Origin of the sequence: Adlercreutzia shanghongiae, from assembly GCF_035830635.1 — a bacterium.
In the GTDB taxonomy this organism is placed as follows: Bacteria; Actinomycetota; Coriobacteriia; order Coriobacteriales; family Eggerthellaceae; genus Adlercreutzia; species Adlercreutzia shanghongiae.
Map to the genome: position 1 here is coordinate 14,762 of NZ_JAYMFI010000003.1, position 17,632 is coordinate 32,393.

General features: G+C 59.2%; 14 protein-coding genes. 4 read left to right on the forward strand and 10 right to left on the reverse strand.

Annotation, left to right across the window (positions count from 1 at the left end):
* Positions 1 to 366: 366 nt before the first annotated feature.
* The 4 genes from VJ923_RS02180 to VJ923_RS02195 form a co-directional block, all read right to left on the reverse strand.
* The gene (locus tag VJ923_RS02180) at positions 367 to 1,140 is read right to left on the reverse strand and encodes an amino acid ABC transporter ATP-binding protein (RefSeq protein WP_326438081.1); all 774 of its coding nucleotides are present in this window, start codon (positions 1,138 to 1,140) and stop codon (positions 367 to 369) included.
* A gap of 10 nt (positions 1,141 to 1,150) precedes the next feature.
* Positions 1,151 to 1,804 (reverse strand): amino acid ABC transporter permease, encoded by a 654-nt coding sequence (locus VJ923_RS02185; RefSeq protein ID WP_326438680.1) that lies wholly within the window; start codon positions 1,802 to 1,804, stop codon positions 1,151 to 1,153.
* A gap of 122 nt (positions 1,805 to 1,926) precedes the next feature.
* The gene (locus tag VJ923_RS02190; protein ID WP_326438083.1) at positions 1,927 to 2,778 is read right to left on the reverse strand and encodes a transporter substrate-binding domain-containing protein; all 852 of its coding nucleotides are present in this window, start codon (positions 2,776 to 2,778) and stop codon (positions 1,927 to 1,929) included.
* 208 nt (positions 2,779 to 2,986) lie between these two features.
* On the reverse strand, positions 2,987 to 4,636 hold the full coding sequence (locus tag VJ923_RS02195) for an FAD-dependent oxidoreductase (RefSeq protein WP_326438085.1): 1,650 nt from the start codon (positions 4,634 to 4,636) through the stop codon (positions 2,987 to 2,989).
* 225 nt (positions 4,637 to 4,861) lie between these two features.
* On the opposite strand from VJ923_RS02195, the gene VJ923_RS02200 reads away from it, so the two are divergent.
* Positions 4,862 to 6,268 carry a response regulator transcription factor gene (locus tag VJ923_RS02200; protein WP_326438087.1) on the forward strand — a complete coding sequence of 469 codons (1,407 nt, stop codon included), beginning with the start codon at positions 4,862 to 4,864 and terminating at the stop codon, positions 6,266 to 6,268.
* A gap of 19 nt (positions 6,269 to 6,287) precedes the next feature.
* On the opposite strand, the gene VJ923_RS02205 is transcribed toward VJ923_RS02200, so the two are convergent.
* Positions 6,288 to 7,712 carry a response regulator transcription factor gene (locus VJ923_RS02205; protein ID WP_326438089.1) on the reverse strand — a complete coding sequence of 475 codons (1,425 nt, stop codon included), beginning with the start codon at positions 7,710 to 7,712 and terminating at the stop codon, positions 6,288 to 6,290.
* Between the two features lie 294 nt (positions 7,713 to 8,006).
* On the opposite strand from VJ923_RS02205, the gene VJ923_RS02210 reads away from it, so the two are divergent.
* Entirely contained in the window at positions 8,007 to 9,632 is a 1,626-nt protein-coding gene (locus VJ923_RS02210; RefSeq protein WP_326438091.1) for an FAD-dependent oxidoreductase, read from the forward strand.
* A 162-nt stretch (positions 9,633 to 9,794) separates the two neighbouring features.
* Here VJ923_RS02210 and VJ923_RS02215 read toward each other — a convergent pair whose 3' ends face one another.
* The gene (locus tag VJ923_RS02215) at positions 9,795 to 10,967 is read right to left on the reverse strand and encodes a 4Fe-4S binding protein (protein WP_326438093.1); all 1,173 of its coding nucleotides are present in this window, start codon (positions 10,965 to 10,967) and stop codon (positions 9,795 to 9,797) included.
* A gap of 18 nt (positions 10,968 to 10,985) precedes the next feature.
* Entirely contained in the window at positions 10,986 to 12,263 is a 1,278-nt protein-coding gene (gene mobB / locus VJ923_RS02220) for a molybdopterin-guanine dinucleotide biosynthesis protein B (protein ID WP_326438096.1), read from the reverse strand.
* A gap of 189 nt (positions 12,264 to 12,452) precedes the next feature.
* Here mobB and VJ923_RS02225 point away from each other — a divergent pair, with 189 nt between their 5' ends.
* Both VJ923_RS02225 and VJ923_RS02230 read left to right on the forward strand, forming a co-directional pair.
* Positions 12,453 to 13,289, forward strand: a complete 837-nt coding sequence (locus tag VJ923_RS02225; RefSeq protein ID WP_326438098.1) for a mechanosensitive ion channel family protein — start codon at positions 12,453 to 12,455, stop codon at positions 13,287 to 13,289.
* A 374-nt stretch (positions 13,290 to 13,663) separates the two neighbouring features.
* Complete coding sequence (locus VJ923_RS02230) at positions 13,664 to 14,278, forward strand: 4Fe-4S cluster-binding domain-containing protein (protein ID WP_326438100.1); 615 nt, start codon at positions 13,664 to 13,666, stop codon at positions 14,276 to 14,278.
* Positions 14,279 to 14,384: 106 nt separating this feature from the next.
* Here the strand turns inward: VJ923_RS02230 and VJ923_RS02235 are convergent, their stop codons facing one another.
* From VJ923_RS02235 to VJ923_RS02245, 3 genes are all read right to left on the reverse strand, one after another.
* Positions 14,385 to 15,239: a sensor histidine kinase gene (locus VJ923_RS02235; RefSeq protein WP_326438102.1), complete on the reverse strand. Its 855-nt coding sequence runs from the start codon at positions 15,237 to 15,239 to the stop codon at positions 14,385 to 14,387.
* Positions 15,229 to 15,969: a response regulator transcription factor gene (locus tag VJ923_RS02240; protein ID WP_326438104.1), complete on the reverse strand. Its 741-nt coding sequence runs from the start codon at positions 15,967 to 15,969 to the stop codon at positions 15,229 to 15,231. Before VJ923_RS02240 ends, VJ923_RS02235 begins: the two co-directional genes overlap by 11 nt.
* Positions 15,970 to 16,095: 126 nt before the next feature.
* Positions 16,096 to 17,130: a Na/Pi cotransporter family protein gene (locus VJ923_RS02245; protein WP_326438107.1), complete on the reverse strand. Its 1,035-nt coding sequence runs from the start codon at positions 17,128 to 17,130 to the stop codon at positions 16,096 to 16,098.
* Positions 17,131 to 17,632: the final 502 nt, after the last annotated feature.

Below are 17,632 nucleotides of genomic sequence, written 5' to 3' on the forward strand. Positions count from 1 at the left end.
AAACTGTGTCATTATGCGCCGCCTGAAGGCACAATGCAAGCGCCGCCGCGAAACCCGACGCGCCGCTTTCGCGACCCCCAGCACCTTCCGCCGCGCGCCGCGCGCCGCCGCAGCCTGCGCCGCACCAAGGAGCAAACCATACCTTACTAAGGAGCAAGCCATACAAAAGTGCACTTATCTCCTTACGCAACGGTAGTTGGAGGCACTTCTGTATGGTTTGCAGGAAGTAAACCATACTTTTGCATGGTTTTTGGATATGCGGCTGGAGCGATAGCGGATGTCGCGGGCGCGAACCGGCGCGAACCGGCGCGGGCGGGGGCGGCGCGGGCGGTAGCCGGTGCGGCCGCCGCATAAGGCTCCGGCAGATTAGTCGCGGTCGTAGTTGGAGAGGAAGGCGCGCGTGCGGTCGTGCTGGGGGTTGTTGATGACCTCGTGAGCCGAACCTTGCTCGACAATGACGCCGCCGTCCATGAAGATGAGGTGGTCTGCCACATCGCGGGCAAATCCCATCTCGTGGGTGACGATGACCATAGTCATGTGCTCGGCCGCCAAATCGCGTATGACCTTCAGCACCTCGCGGGTCAGTTCCGGGTCAAGGGCGCTCGTCGGTTCGTCGAAGAACAACACGTCGGGATTCATCGCCATGGCGCGGGCGATGGCCACGCGCTGCTGCTGACCGCCGGACAAGTCGCATGGCACCATGGACTCCTTGTCTGCCAGCCCCATGCGGGCCAAAAGCTCGCGCCCGCGAGCCAGCGCCTCGTCCTTGGGCATTTTCTGCACGCAGATGAGCGCATCGGTGACGTTTTGCAGCACGGTGTAGTGCGGGAACAGGTTGAAGTTTTGGAACACGAGGCCGAAGCGGGTCTTGGCCTGGGCGATGACATCCTTGCCCCCGTAGACCGCGCGGCCCTCGCCGTTGTTCGCGCACACCACCAAATCGCCGTAAGACAAATCCCCCGAGTCCAGCGTTTCCAGCAGCGCCATGCACCGAAGAAGCGTCGACTTACCGCCGCCGGAGGGCCCGATAATGGCCAGCACGTCGCCCGCATTCACCGTGAGCGAAATGTCCTTCAGAACCTCGTTGGCCCCAAAGGCCTTCTTGCCGTTCGTGAGGCTGACAACAGCTTTGCTTTCCATGAAACGCCTCCTAGTCGTGGTAGTAATCGAGACGCTTCTCGACGCGGTTCAAGATGAATTCAATGAGCAGGCAGAACACCCAGTAAATGAGCGCCGCGATAGCGTAGGGAATCATGGAAACCTCGCTGGCCGCCAAGGCCTTGGCGGCGGAGAACATCTCCATGATGCCAAGCACGAAGGCCAGCGACGTATCCTTCACCAGCGTGATGACCTCGTTGCCCATGGCCGGCAGAATGCGCTTGATTACCTGGGGCAGCACGATCTTCATGAAGGTTTGGGCCTTGGTGTAGCCGAGCACCTCGGCCGCCTCGTACTGACCGCGCGGGATGGACTGGATGCCCGAGCGGTAGATTTCCGCGAAATAGGCGGCGTAGTTCAAAATGAAGCCGATGGCGCAGGCCCAAAACTTCCAATCGCTGCCCATGCTCAGGCCAAACAGATAGTAGGGACCGAACATAATGGCCATCAGCTGCAGCATGAGCGGCGTACCGCGCAGGATGGAGATGTAGAGCTGCGCGAGCCAGGCTAACGGCTTGAACTTGCTCATGCGCGCCAGCGCGACCACCACGCCCAAGGGCAGCGACCCCACCAGCGTGATCACGAAAATCTCCGCCGTTAACGCGAAGCCCTCCATGAGGATGCCCATCATGACCGAGAACTCCATCTCCACTTCCTCTCATTTCGCTTTCAAGCGACCGAAAGGGCAAGGCCCAAAACCGAGCCTCGCCCTCCCTTGATTCCTGTAATGCCTTGCGGACAGCCTGCCCGCAAAGATGTTTCTAACTGTTAGTCGACCAACACCCAGTTGTCGATCGTGATGCCGTACTCGCCCCACTTCTCGCACAACTGCGCGATGGTGCCGTCGTCGTACATCTCCTTCAGGGTCTTGGAAACCGCGTCAGCCATCTCCGTATCACCCTTCTTGAAGCCCACGGCGTAGTTCTCCGCGGACAAAGGCTCCAGCTTCATAAACATATCCGGCTTAGCGGACATCTGGTAGTCGGCAATGGAAAGGTCGCAGGCCACAGCGTCAACAGCGCCAGACTCCAGCTGCATGAACGCGTTGTTGTAATCGCCGATGGTCTGCACCTTGCCGCCGGCGAAGGTGTCGGCCAGGGCCTTCTGGCCCTCTTCGTCCTCAAGCACCTCGAGGGCGGCGGAGTCCACCTGGGTCATGACGTTCTTGCCCGCCAGATCCTCCAGGGTGTTGATGCCAGAATCCTTCTTCACCACCACGACCTGCTCGTTGTGCATGTAGGGCTTCGAGAAAGTGTATTTGCCCTCGCGGCCCTCCATGGTAAAGCCGTTCCAAATGCAGTTGATGGTGCCCTGGTTCAGCAGCGCGTCCTTGGCGTCCCAATCGATGGCCTCAAGCTCGAGATTCCAGTTGTTGCGAGCGGCCACCTGGCTTGCCAGGTCGATGTCGAATCCGGTCAGGTTGCCGTCATCGCCGATGAAGCCGTAGGGCGGATAGGCATTGTCCAGGCCCACGATGAGCGTGGGGGCATCGGCGTTGGTGGCAGCACCGTCGGCGGCGTTGTCGCTGGCGGCGTCGTTGCTGCCGGAGCAGCCCGCCAGAAGCGCAGCGCCCAGGCACAGAGCCGCGGCAAAGGCGGCAATCTTCGTCAGTTTCTTCATTACGTCCTCCCTCAAAGAGCTCAAGGAAGGCGCTTCCGCCTTCCTCACTTTACTTCTTTACTGTACTAAAGTACCGAAAGTGTTGGTGAGTATAACACACCCTGAATGAGAGCAAAGCGAAACCTTGCGAATGGATAGCTTTCAATACAGCTCTGGGCCGCCCGATTGCGGACGGCCCAGAGCCAAAAGGGAGGGCGAAGGAGGTGGGCTATTTATTGGCCAGCATGCGACCCAAATAGCGCCCCTGGGTATAGCAGCGACCCAACGAGAGGCCCGCCAGCGTCATGGGATAATCAATTCCGCCATAGAAGCCTCCACTGACATTACCTGCAGCGTAAAGACCGGGGATGGGGTCGTTGTTTTCATCGACTACTTGCAAGTTGCCATCGACAACAAGACCCGAGGTAATGGCAGAAACGCGCAGCCAGCGATTCATGGCGTAGAACGGAGGAGTGTCGATGGGCTTTAGAAATTGCGCCGGCTTACCGAAATCGTCGTCGTGGCCGGTGGCGACCACTTCGTTGTAGCGTTCCACAGTAGCTTTGAACGTAACCGGATCGGCGCCGATCTTCTCAGCCAGCTCTTCCAGGGTGTCCGCGCGGAACGTGCGGATGAAGCCTTCCACGACGCCCATTTTCTCGCCTTCGACATCGGGCATGAAATTTTCAAGCTCTTCGGGCGTATACATCTTCGGGCACGGCCAGTCGGCACAAGCCGTCTCGTAGTTGGCGTCGAACACTTGAGAATACCAGCCGGCCTCGCCGTTCTTAAGCTTATCGCCATCCTTCAAAAAGTTGTTAAGCACATCCATAGGCGCCGTTTCGCAACAGAAGCGATTTCCATTTACGTCCACTGCGAGAAACGGCAAATCGCACATCGTGGCCGGGCCAGCATCGAAGTCATGCAGCATCTTGGTGTGGCCCACCGGCTCAATGCGACCACCGACCCAGCAACCCATTTTGTGGCCATCGCCGGTTTTGTTCATTTGCTTACGGGCGAAGTTTTTAATGTCGGGCAGATAAAACTCGCACATTTCTTCATCGTTCTGGTAATCGCCTGTGGCCAAAATAACGCCCTTCTTCGCCATGAACTGCACGTAGCCCTCAGAGGTTTTGGCGGCCACGCCCGTCACAGCACCGCTTTCGTCGGTGATGAGCTGCTCAGCAGGAGTGGAGTAAAAAACTTCAACGCCAGAGGCCTCCACCACCTTCGCCAAATCGAGCATGGCCTCAGTATTGGTGTAGGGCTTCGGCCCGAAGAAGGCCGATATGTAATTCACCTTAGCTCCGTCGAAATCGGTGTACTTCATCACCTGGGCATTACCCTGGGAAATAACTTTACCGCCAGCTTCAGTTACCTTATCGATGACCCACTGTACCGCCTCACCTGAGTTTTGCGCCCAAAGCTCCAGCAGATCGCGGCGCGGACGATACTGGTTCACCTGCTCGAGCAGGGACACAACCGCTTCGACGCCCGCTGGGTCACTTGTAGCCAAGTCAATTCCCAAACCAGCACTACCTTGAGAAACCGCTTGATTCTCCTTCTGCAGCAAGGCCACGGTGGCGCCCTCTTCGAAGGCCGTCAAAGCAGCAGGCAGACCTGCAGCACCGGCACCTACAACCACTACGTCGAACTCCTTGGTGTCGACAAAATCGGCAATGGGCTCAGGAGCCACAAGCCAGGGCGTAGGAATTGACGCCTCTGCCGACATAGCCGATCCACCCGTTGAAGCCGTAGGTGTACCCGCGCTCTGCGGCTGACCGCCACAAGCGGCAAGCGCCGCTGCTCCCGAAAGCCCCAGGGCCGCCAGACCGCCCATCTTCATAAGCGAACGTCGGCTGATGTTATTCTCTCCCATAGTTTCCTCCTTTTGGATGTCTTAAACACCGGACGCCTTTCGGCAGCCCGACACGAACAACCCTAGTGCGCCAAAGCCTTTTCGACATCCACCTCAAGGGGAGTATTAGGTTGTCTATTTTTATACCTACCCCTATTTCCCCAGTTCAAATCCCTGTTTCTCAGCACTCCTTTTCCAGAGTCTTACCAAGTTCCGCTATAATGGACTCAAAGGGAAGGGAAAGTTTTGAGCACTCAGCTACCGAAGATACCCCTGGTTTTTCTTGGCTTGGGCCTCTATCGCGCATGGATTGAAATCGTCTACGTGGGAACGTGGATCCCTTTTCCCACCCTGCCCATTGCCGGTCAGGACATTTTCGATGGAGCTATGGTTCTTGTCCTGCTAGCTTGTGCGCTCTTGCATCGTTGCGTTACACCACTCTTCAGGAAGAGCATGCTCCTATGGGCTGCCGCCGGCGCGGTATCACTCGGCACGATTGTCAATTTCTTGACCTTGGTCTTTCCCGCCGCGGCTCCTCTGACCGCTTTGCCCTCCGCCATTACCTGCGGCTTTGGCATCGCTTTGCTCATTCTCATTTGGTCGGAACTGTACGCTTGCCTCAGCCCGTATCAGGTCGCTGTGTACTACGCCGCCTCTATCTTGGCAGGCGCGGCGGTCATTCTGATATGCCGAGGCTTTATTCTCCCTTACACAGGAACAGCGGCAACCTTGCTCCCCGTCGCATCCATGGCATGTGTACTGCGCAGTTTTTCTCAAGTGGCCCCCGAAGATCTTCCGCTCAAGCAAGCAACGCGGCATCCCCTACCCTGGACGCCTATTGCTCTCATGTCGCTGTATGCTTTTGCTTACGGGCTGCGTGAAAACGAGCTGACATCCGTAATGGGGCCTATGTCTTCGATAGGTGTCATAGCCGCTTCATCCATTGTGCTTATTGGCATCACGCGTTTTCGAGATAAATTCGACCTTGACGTCATGCAGCGAATAGCGCTCCCATCAATGGTCTGCTCTCTGGTTTTCGTTTCCGCCTACAATCTTGTCGGCACCCTTTTTGCCAACATATGCGCTTCTCTTAGTTACACAGCTTTTTCTATCCTCATTTTTTGCATTCTTTGCGACCTGTCGCGGCGATTCGGCTTCAGCGCAATCATGCTCTTCGGGTTGGAGCGAGGCATTCGTGCCATATTCTCTCTGCTCGGGCGCCTGGTAGACAACGTTGTCATAAGCATAGGCGGACATTCCGTCCTATCAGACCTTGTGGTAGCTGGAGCTGTCGCCGTACTTGTCATCGCGTTCGCTCTCATCTTGTGGCGCGCCCCGACTCAAAAGGAATACTGGAGCGTACCGCGCATCAATCCCTCTGGTTCCAATCTGAGCGCTACTTCTGAAATCGATGACAGCGCAGAGCGTCTCGCTATTGCCTGCTCCCTTATACGACGGCAATACGAGCTCACGCCTCGTGAAGAGGATGTTCTCTCCCTACTTGTACAAGGAAAAAGCATCGCTGAAGTAGCGCAGAATCTCGTCATTGCAAAAGGCACTGCCAAAGTCCATGTGCGCCATATCTACGAGAAGCTAAGCATTCATACCCGTGAAGAGCTTAAGACGCTTGTTTTTGAGCAGGAAGTCCGTTAGCCGCATCTAAGCCTTGAGGTTACACCGAAAGCCTTTCGATCTCTGTCTGTAGCTCCTGACGATTAGATACTCCAGCCTTTCGATATATATGACGTGTATGTGTCTTCATTGTGGATTCAGCAACATACAGCTCGGCGGCGATACGCGACAGGGTATGACCGCGCATCATCAACAACAGTATCTCTTCCTCCCGACGGGTAAGGCCATAAAGCTTCGCCGCTTTCGCACAGCGACGAACTTCTATGTCTTCACCTGCCAAAGTCGAAGGAGTCGTTTCGGCCTTTTGAAGCGGAGTCACACCCCAGGTAGTCTCAAAATCACGATCAGACACTAGCAACATCGAAAGCGCCACAAGCACAACCACCAGCACCGCAATGGGAGCCGTCACCCCCACGCTGGGAATGGAAAGCAGCCTCTCACCCCAGGGCAAAATCGACCCCAAAAACGAACCACCCGTAAGTGCCGCCTGCGTAATGCCGAACAACCACAGGGCATTCACGCCGTAGCGGTAGGAGATGGCGCAGAACACCACCGTGATGAAAATGGAGAACAGCGTAAAGGCAGCATTGGAGCAAAACGCTGCGGCCACACCAGCGCCCGGCAAGCCCACAAGCACAAACATTGTGCCCGCAATGAGAACAGGGACCGACACCTCGTAAAGCGTCTTGGGCTCGAATGCCCCAAACCGCGCGACAGCACCGATGAGCACCGCGAGAGCGGCTACGCAAACCCCAAGCAACACGAATGCCTTATCCTCGACACCGAGGAAACTGCGTAGAAATGTATTAGTCAGAGTGAAGGCGGCAAGAAGAATGAGCGGTCGCGGTGACATCGTCCAAGTTGCACCACTCGTCGCCTCTCCCTGACGATAAGGCGCGCCAGCTGTGGACCGATCCGCTTTAAAGAGAGCTGCCACAGATGCCAAGGGCAGTACCGCAATAGAGACGAGCGCGACCGGATTCGAGCCCAAAGAGAACAAACCGAAGGATGTCAACGCCGAAGCCAGATGCACCACGCAAAGAAGCAGCAACCCGTGGCGCATGTCCATTTGGGCATACAGCTCCATCCAAGCAAGATACAGCACTGCCGAGCACGCGTTCGCCACAGTCACCAGCGCGCAAACAAACGCAACGCCCGCCATCCCGCTTTCCGCAGAAAACCCCGCAATGCGCCCTAGAAAGCACAGGCCCATGACCGCGGCGATTAACGCCAGCAGACGCGGCCGGCCCTTAAGGCTTTTGACACGCCCAGCCCCTAGAGCCACAGCCAGAAAGGCCGCAGCACGGACGAACGTGGAAAAGCTGCCAAGAACAGGTGGCTCGAAATCCTGGCCTACGGCAAGGCTGGATACCGTGGAAAACGAGAGCGCGAAGAAAAGTCCCGTGCACCAAAGGGCCTCAAAGCGGTCACCCCACATTTTGGGTTTTGTTGTCGACAGCTCCATTCAACTCCGTTCCACCTCTCCATCATAAGGGATGAGCAGAGCCCTTACCAGGCATCCTTGATGAAGGGAGGATGAAAATCCCCCCTTATCCCCCCTCTCATCCACTGGTTGAGCACGCCGTCAACAACCATACTGCGGCGGCAGAGGGCAGCCATCAGAGCTGCCACCCGTCACCTTAGGAGGGACCCTATGACTCAAAATGTTTCACGCCGCTCATTTCTGGTTGGAGCCGGACTGTTCGGCTCGGCAATGGCAGCCACTATGGCAGGCTGCGCTCCAAAAACCGCGAACGAAATGGCGGCAGGCGGCGGAGCGGCTACCGATGCGACCGGAGCTGCCGTCATTGGTTCACCGTCGTTTCTCTCTGCCCCTGAGCCCATCACCGACATCAAGGAAACGAAAGAGGCTGACTTGGTCGTCGTGGGTCTGGGCGTAGCAGGCGTATCTGCCACTCGCTCTGCTGCCGAAAACGGTCTTTCGGTTATCGCCATCGAGCGCTGCCAAGAGCCCTCTGCTCGCTCTTCGCAGTTCGCCGCTTTCAACACCGACAACGCCCGTATGATGGGGATTGAGGACGTTGACACTACCGAGCTGGTAAACGAAATGATGATTCAGTGCGGGCATCGCTCCGATTTCCGCGTTCTTAAGAACTGGGCTGACCATTGCGGCGAGGCCTTCGACTGGTACGCTGGAGCCTACGACGGTCTTTTGTGGCAAATCCCCGGCGGTGAGCAGTACGATCAGGAAACTCAGTACTACGTAGGCAACAACAATATCTATGCCCCCTACCGATATGGTGTCGACCACGAGCGCGTCTTCACAGGAACACTCTCATTCCGCACCCCTGAAAAGGGCCACAAGCCCATCATGATGGCCAATTTCCAAAAGGCTCTGGACACGGGCAACGTAGAGGCGCTCTTCAACGCCCGCGCCCGCCAGCTCGTAACCGATGAGACCGGGCGTATTACCGGCGTCATATTCGAAGATGTGACTACTGGTGAGCACACCCAGGTAAACGGCACGCAGGGAGTTGTGCTCGCTACCGGTGGCTATGTACGCAACGATGACCTGCTCGCCTACTACATGCCCTGGATTTACAACCTGAAGGACAAGTTCACCTTCACCTATCCCCACGCCGACGTGAACGGCGATTATAGCGACCAGGGAGACGGCATGCTCATGGGGCATTGGGTCGGCGGACGTATTGAAGAAGGGCCCCATTGCGCCATGGCTCATGGTGATTTAGGCAAGATGGGTGTCGCCGCTTTCTTGCAACTGAATGCCAACGGAGAGCGCTACATCAACGAGGACCTCACGAACGATCACTTCGGTTCGGCCGTGTTGCGCCAGCCCGGCACGCTCGTTTACCAGCTGTTCGATGGGGATTTCGCGGAACAAGTGACCCATATGCAATCGGGCTTGGGCTCTTACACCAAGCTTGCGCCAGAAGTGGTGGAGTCGGTAGACGAGTGGACAAGCGCCAAGGGAGACACCATCGAGGAGCTCATTGCCAACTTGGGTGTTGAAGAAGATGTAGCGGCCACCATGAAAGCCGAGATTGAGCGCTATAACGAACTTGCCGAAAAGGGCAAAGACGAAGACTTCGGTAAAACAGCAGAGCGTATGTTTGCCCTCAAAAAGGCTCCTTTCTACGCTATCAAATGGGAAGTGACCGGCGGCGAGGGCAATGATGTGCACGACTCGCTACGCTGTCTGGTAACCATGAGCGGCCTTTCCACAAACAAAAATGCCCAAGTGCTTGACGAGAACTTCCGCGTGCTTCCTGGCTTGTACGCCATCGGCAATACCCAGGGCGGTCGCTTCCTCGGCGACTATCCGGCAACTTTGGCTGGAGCAAGCCACTCCATTGCCATGACCTACGGCTATCTTACGGGCAAATTCATCGCCGAAAACGCCTAGGCGCTTTTCTCTCGCGCGACCCCCCAACCGTCGCGCCTTCTTTAAAGCCTGGGCGGCGGATACCACCCTCCCCATCCGTCGTCCAGGCTGTTTCTAAATCTTTGTTGCGTTGCACTAACTTTGAGCGCAAACGCAGCATCGCCAGCTTCGGCAGAGCTTCCTTTACTTATTGCGATTAAAGAGTTTGTTGCCCTTCTTGGCGGCGGATATCTCCACGAGGCGGGGCTCGAAATCGAAGAGCTCCTCCATGGAGACCACGGGGATAATCTCGATGCACTTCTTCAGGCATGCGTCGGCGCACAGGTTGCACTGCACGCAGTCGGAAACTTGGAACTCCAAGTAGGCCTTAGTTGTGTCGGGATGACGGTCCACCGCCTTGCGCAGGGCGTCGGTGGGGCAGAACATGACGCACATGCCGCAGCCGGAGCATTTCTCGGAATCGATGGCGATGTCGCCGAAAATGCGCGTGAACATCTCGTCGACGGCCGGCTCGTCGGGGTCGCCGATGCGGCTCATGGCATCCAGAATAGCGATGTTGCGCTCGGCGGTAATGGTGGGCATCTTCCCCGCGCCGTTCTTCACGCCGAGTTTTTCGCGCAGCGATTGCTCCTGCTTCTGCAGGTGCAGCTGCTTGAGCTTGTCGTTCACCACCTTCTCGGCGGCGGATTTCGCCACGTCCTTGGCGTAGTGGCCCGACGAGGTGAAAAACTCGCGTCGGGCGGCGCCCACAGCCTTGCGCATATCAGCCACGCGCACCGACTCGGGGAACTCGGAAGTGCGGGTGATTTTCGCGTCCGAGCCCATGGCCTCGATGAGCGTGCGGGTCGATTCCACCGTGTCATCGATGGCGGGCACCGCGCCACGGTACTTGCAGGTACGGCACTCGCCATCGACCAGGCAGATTTCCGGCACGCCGCGGGCCACCAGCTCCACCATGAGCTCTTCTTCCATGCGCCCCAGGCAGGGAACCACCGCGTACTTGTCCGGGTCGCCCACGTTGCGGGCCGCCTTGCGGGCGCAGGCGATAACCGTGAGGCCCTCGGCGCTGTTGGTGGTCTCGGCCACGGCCGCCGCCAAGTCATCGGGCATCGGATCCATGGGGACAAGCGCCGAGGTGGGGCACACGGCCACGCAGGCACCACAGGCCACGCAAGCGCCGGCATCGATATTCAGCTCGTTCTTGTCGATGGTGATGGCATCGGCCAGGCAGATCTCAGCGCACTTGCGGCACGAGGAGTGACGGTTGCGCACAGCCACGCAGAAGGTGGGGATAGTGATGATCGCCTTCGTTTCCAAGGCATCCATCATCTCCATGATGTCGTTCAAATTCGGCATGGCCCGTCTGCCTTTCTCCTATTCGCCGAGGTAGGACTGCTCGATGCGAGCAAGCTCCTCGGGGGTGTTGGCGTTAATGAAACAACCGCCGCGCGGCTCCACCTCAAGCACTTTGTCTTGGCTGAAGGGCAGCACCATAACGGCGGGGTCGTCGAAGAAGCTCTGCACGCGCTTCTCGCCGCGCTCGGTGCGCGCATGCACCGCTCCCAGGCAACCGTCTTTGCGGTACATAGCGTGTAAGGGCTCGAAGCCGTGCTTGTTGGCCGGCGCCACCACATCGGCGCCGCTCTCATGCATGGCCAAAGCCTCGGCCACCACCAGACGCGGACTCGCGAACACCATGTCGCAGGCCACCACGGCCACATAGGGGTTCTTCGCCGAGGAGAGCGCTGTGTACATGCCGGGAAGGGCGCCGCGCTCCTTATAGGCATCGGGCACGAGCTTGATGTCCAGCTCCGGATACTGCTCGGCAAGAAAACCGAGGCGCTCGGCTTCGTTGGTGGTGATGATGAGCTCGTCGGCTACCGGGGCAAGGCGCTCCACCAAGCGGCAAATGAGCGGACGTCCGGCAAAGGGCACCGTGGCCTTCGATTGCCCCATGCGCCGCGACTCGCCGCCGGCCTGGATGACCACGCTCACCCGCGGACGCACGTAGTGCTCGCCGAGAAAGTCGGCCAAAGCCGCCACGTCTTCCAAACCGATAGCGGGAATGCCGTAGATCTCGGCGGCCTCGCGCGCCTCGGGAATGTCGGTCACCACCGCCACGGTGTTCGTGGACGGCATCTTCGCCGCCGCATCGGCTGCCGCCGAGAACGCGCCTTGCGCAAGCGCGCCCTGGTCGGCCTTGCGGCCAAGCTGGGTAAAGTCCGTGGTCAGGGGCAGGCCCTTGCGCGCGGCTTCCACGAACAGCTGCGCCGCGCGATGGTCGGCCTCGTTGCCCGAGCGCATAATCTCCACCGTGGGCAGACCGCTTTTGCGATAGCCCTCCACCACGATGATGTCGTGGTTGGGCATAGAGCGCACCAGCTCGCTGCACTCCGCCTCGTCTTCCACGGTTTTAATGCGCGCCACCTGGCCCGGCGCCGCGATCACCGTCTCGGAGGCCCCGGCCGCGCGATGGCGGTAGGAGTCTTTCCCGGGAATGTCGATATCGAACCCGCGGTGGGAATGGTGCTTGATGGAGCCCACGTTAAGCCCCCGCGACACCAGCTCGGCAATGAGCCGCTCGATAAGCGTGGTCTTCCCTGAATTGTGCCGCCCAACCACGGCAATAGCCGGACTTGGAATGTCTATCATAACGGTTACGTCCCTCCCCTGGCGCGACCCCGCGGCCGCCGTTTTGTTCCGGGAAAGTATAGCACTACCCCTCGCCGCTTACGCCCTGCCTCCAAAGTCCCCGAGAGGGCAGTTGAAGCGGAATAACAAAACCGTGAAGACCGCGTGCGCCCTTCCTTCTGGGCCAAGCCCGCTTCTATAATGGAGCGCATGGAAACGCTTTTCGACACCTTCGACAAATTCGTTCACGCCGATTGGTTCAACACCGTCATCGGCGTGGTGGTCATTTGCCTTGTCACGCTGGTGGCAAGCCGCATCGCCGTGGCCTTCATGCGGCGCATTCTGAACAAGACGACCCTTCTGCCCTCCAGCTCCATTTTCATCAACCTGGTTCGCGTTGCGGTATGGCTCACCGGCATCGGGTGCGTCCTGTCTATCTGCTTCAACGTGAACGTGAGCGCCATGATCACCGGCCTGGGCGTTGTCGGCATTGCCGTGTCCCTGGGTTTTCAGGACACGCTCTCGAACCTTATCGGCGGCCTGATGGTGAGCGTGTCGCGCAACGTGGAACCCGGCGACCACATCCAGATGGGCCCCAGCGGCGTGACCGGCGTGGTGCAGGACGTTACCTGGCGCTACACCACGATCGTGAACAGCTCGGGAACCTCTATCAATATCCCGAACTCGCTTATGACCTCAACGGCCGTGCAAAGGCTCTCGCCGCCGAACGTCATCTCCATTCCCTTGGTGGTCACCACCAACAGCGAGCGCCTTACGGCTGCGGCCCATCATATTGAAGATGCCGCCGAAAAGGCCGTGTCGCGGGTGAGCAAAATTAAGAAGGGACCGAACGTGTCGTTCTCGTCCATCAGCGATCGGGGCTTCGTCGGGTCGCTGAGCTTTACCATTGCCGACCCGGACAAAGTGAGCAACGCCACCGACGCCGCCATTCGCGCCGCCGCGCCCTATGTGCACAATCACCCGATTGAAGAGGAGCCCACAACCGAAGAGGGCCCCAAGGAGACCCCGACCGGGCCCCAAGCATGAAAAGAGCCCTGCCCCACGCCAGAGGATGAACCCACCTCAAAAGGTGGGTGCTCGCATCGGGTTTCCCGGCTTTCGTATCAACGGACACGAATCTCCGTTCCGACCGCTTCTAGAGCTCCCTCGTCATAATACGTCGGTCCATCGCAGTGTATGGCGGGAACAGGACTTGAGTTCAGTATACGCAAAACAACTCTCAGGGGAAGTCTTGACAGGAGAACATCCATAAGCTGTTGGCTTATCGTTGCCCACAGCGCGCGGAGGCCCACCTTGTCCGGAAGGCCATCGGCGCCGTGCCGCTGGCGCCGTACGTGCCAACTTTATGACAAGGCGGCGGCCGTCGGGATCCAGGGGGCCAGTGCGCTACAATGGCCGCTATGGAAACTGATTTCGAAAACACCACCCTCTCGCTCTTTGGCACCGAGCCCGATTCCATCGTGGATGGGCCGGGGCTGCGCTATGCCGTGTTCGTGCAGGGCTGCACCCACAACTGCCCTGGATGCCACAATCCCGAAAGCCAGCCTGCCTGCGGCGGCACCGAAACGACCCTGGCCGCTCTGCTGGCCGACATTCGCGCCAACGGCCTTGTACGCGACGTGACGCTCTCGGGCGGCGAGCCCTTCGAGCAGCCCGAGGCCTGCGCCGCCCTGGCCGCCGAACTCAAGCGCGATGGCTACGGTATCTGGTGCTACACCGGCTACCGCTACGAGGACCTTGCGCGCCGGGCGGAAGAGGCCCGCGCGAAACTCGCCGAGCTCGGCGATGCCGCACCCGATGCCGCGCTTGCCTTTGAGCTGGGCGTCGCTCGCTTGCTCGACAGCATCGACGTGCTGGTAGATGGCCCCTTCGTTGAGTCGCGCAAGTCGCTGGAGCTGAAGTGGCGCGGCTCTTCCAACCAACGCCTCATCGATGTTCCCGCCACCCGCCGCAAAGGCGCCGTCGTCGAATGGCAGCCCGCGTCGTTTTCCCTGGAGAAGCCTTTTAACTGGTAGCGTCCCAGCACCACGCAGGCTTTCAAAACCCAGGACTCCGGCTCGTCCAAAATAGTGAAATAATAGTGAAACGGAAATTTCACTATGTGCAGGCGCCCGTCGGCGTTCAGCTCAACGGCAAGCGTACGGTGAAGCGGGTGCCGGCGTCTTCTTCGCTTTCCACGGTGACGTCGCCGCCGTGGTAGAGGGCGGCGTGCTTTACGATGGCTAGGCCAAGACCCGTGCCACCGAGTTCTTTGGAGCGGCTCTTTTCCAGACGGTAGAAGCGCTCGAATATCTTCTCCAGCTTGTCGGCGGGAATGCCGGCGCCCGTATCGTTCACGCGAATGACGGCCGTGTCTTCTTCATAGACTTCAACGAAGACGCGCCCTTCTTCCCGGTTGTAGCGAATGGCGTTTTCCACGAGGTTGTAGATCATCTGCTCAAGCAGCGTCTCGTTGCCCTGGATGATGACCGGATCGGTTCTCAGCGCCACGGTCACCTCTGCGTCGGCGGCTAGCTTCGCCAGGCGCTGCACCACATGATGGGCCACCACCGCAATATCCACGGCGGTAGCCTCTTCGGCGGCGGGGGCTACCTCGTCGAGGCGCGAGAGCACGAGCACGTCGTCGATGAGGGCGCGCATGGCCTGGGCCTCTTCGTAGATGAGCTGGGCGAAGCGCGGCACATCCTCGGGCGGCACCAGGCCGTTGGCCATAAGCTCCGCATAGCCGGAAATCACCTGCAGCGGCGTCTTCATCTCGTGGGACACGTTGGCCGAGAACTCCCGGCGCATCTTCTCGGCCCGGGCGAGCTCCTTGTTGCGCGAAAGTGCCGTACGCGAGCGGGCGGGCTTCGCAGCGAACTCGGGCGTCATCTCGGCGATTTCCTCGATGTGGCCCGCCACCTCGGCACCAGCATCAGGGCCGATGGTTCCCGCGGCCAAAGACGTGGTCGGCGAGTCGCTGCGCTTACTGGTCACCGCGCCACTCCTTCAGCTGATAGCCCACACCGCGCACGGTGGCGATGGCCGCCTCGGAGCCGGGCGCAGCCTCGGCGAGCTTGCGGCGCAGGGTCTTCACATGCATGTCCACGGTGCGAGTCTCACCGACAAAGCTCACGCCCCACACCTGGTCGAGCAACTGTTCGCGGGTAAGCACGCGGCCCTTGTGCTCGAGCAAGACGCGCAGAAGGTCGAACTCCTTGCGCGTGAGATTAACCTCGTGCCCTGCCGCCGTTACCGTGCGCGCCGACGGAGAGAGAACGACAGACCCCGCTTTCAGCACGTCGCCGGGTTCGGGCGAATTTTCCCCCGCAGCGCTTTGCGCAGGACGGCTGGCACGGCGCAGCAGGGCGTTCACCCGCGAGATGAGCTCCATCATGCCGAAGGGCTTCGCCAGGTAATCGTCGGCACCGCCATCGAGCCCCACTACTTTGTCGAACTCGGTGCCTTTGGCCGTGAGCATCATGATGGGAAGATGCTCCGTAGCCACTTGAGAACGCAGAGCCTGCAAAAGCGCAAGGCCATCGTCGCCGGGAAGCATGATATCCAGCAGCACGGCATCGGGTGGTTCAGCCGCGCACAACGCGGCAAATCCTTCGCCATCGGGAAACGCTCGAACCGTCATACCCGCTTGACGCAGGGCATAGGCGGTCAGATCGCGAATATGCTCGTCGTCTTCCACATAGTATATGAGCGGGGCCTGGCTCATAGGTATCCTTTCTTGGATTGATGCGCGGTCATTGTAGCGCACCGTGCTCCCTGCGCCGGGACAAGCACGCAAGCGTCAAGGAGCCGTAGGCCCTAAAGACGTGCGCTCTGTCCGGCGACGTGGGATTTAAGCCGCCGCCGCATCGGGTGCGAAAGGCGTTTCCATAAGCGGATCGCGGGGACGACGCGGCTTCTCGGGCAAAAGCGCCATGACGATTCTCTCCATCACGGAGACGAAGGGCAGCCACAGCGCGGTCATGGATACGTTGAACAGCGTGTGGGCATTGGCGATTTGGCGGGCGATGACCTCCACCTCGGGGCCAGCAGGCGGAATAGCGGCCACGACCACCGCGAAGGGGGTCAGAAGGAAGCTGAACAGCACGCACCCGGAGAGGTTGAACACGCAGTGGGCCAAAGCCACGCGCTTCGCGTCGCGAGATTGGCCGATGGCAGCGAGCAAAGCCGTGATGGTGGTGCCCAGGTTATCGCCGAGCAGGAACGGAATGGCACCCTCCAAGCCGATAAGGCTCGCGCCGTCGGGGCCCGGCGTGGCGGCGAAGTTCTGGAGCACGGCGATAGTGGCGCTGGAGCTTTGCACGACCACGGTCATGAGAGTTCCCACGATTACCCCGAGCACTGGTACGCCGGTCACCTGGGCAATCATATCCGTGAACACAGGATTTTCCGCCAAAGGCTTCATGACGCCGCCCATGGTATCGATGCCAAGAAACAAAAGGCCGAACCCGAAGAGCGCCCGTCCGCCAAGCTTCGTCTTGCTCTGCTTCGCCAGGGTCATGATGATGAAACCCGCAAACACAATGCCCAGCACGTAATCGGAAAGCTTGAAGGCGATAAGCTGCGCGGTGATGGTGGTGCCGATGTTGGCGCCCATGATGATGGGGATGGCCTGACGCAGCTTCATGAGGCCCGCGCTGACAAACCCGATGGCCATGACCGTGGTGGCCGACGAGCTTTGCAGCACCGCCGTGGCCAACGCGCCAGCGAGCACGCCGAGAACGGGATTTTTCGTCACTGCGGCCAAAATGGAACGCATGCGCTCTCCCGCTGCCTCCTGAAGGCTCCCGCTCATGAGGTTCATGCCGTAGAGGAAAATGGCGAGGCCCCCCAACAGCCCCAACCCGATTTGCATCAGCTCCTGCACGCTTTCCGCCTTTCGAAAACCGTCGCCCAACTAACGCGACAAATCATTGCCGAAGGCAGTATGCGAATCCAATGAGCCGTGCCAGTAAGCGATAGGTAAAGAGAAGGTAAATTCTTTCCGAAAAATTGCGGCACGGCATTTAGATTGGCCCGTGCCCTACGCTCTCCACAACCCCGCGACCCCACAACTCGCAACCCACAACCCCGCGACCCACAACCCCGCGACCCACAACTCACGACCCGTAACCCCGCGACCCCGTTTCGTTCTAAACTATACAAAAGTGCAGCTAACTCCTCGCACAACAGCACTTGGAAGCACTTTTGTATGGATTGGCGGGAGTTAGCTGCACTTTTGTATAGTTTAAGTATGCGGCGGAGAGAGAGGGAGGGGGACGCGGGCAAAACGCGCGGGCCAGGGGATGCTCAAAAACGAGAGATTGGCAGATAACGAGAGCGGCCTCCCGGGATAGGAGGCCGCTCTGCCATCTTATGTGTAGATGCTG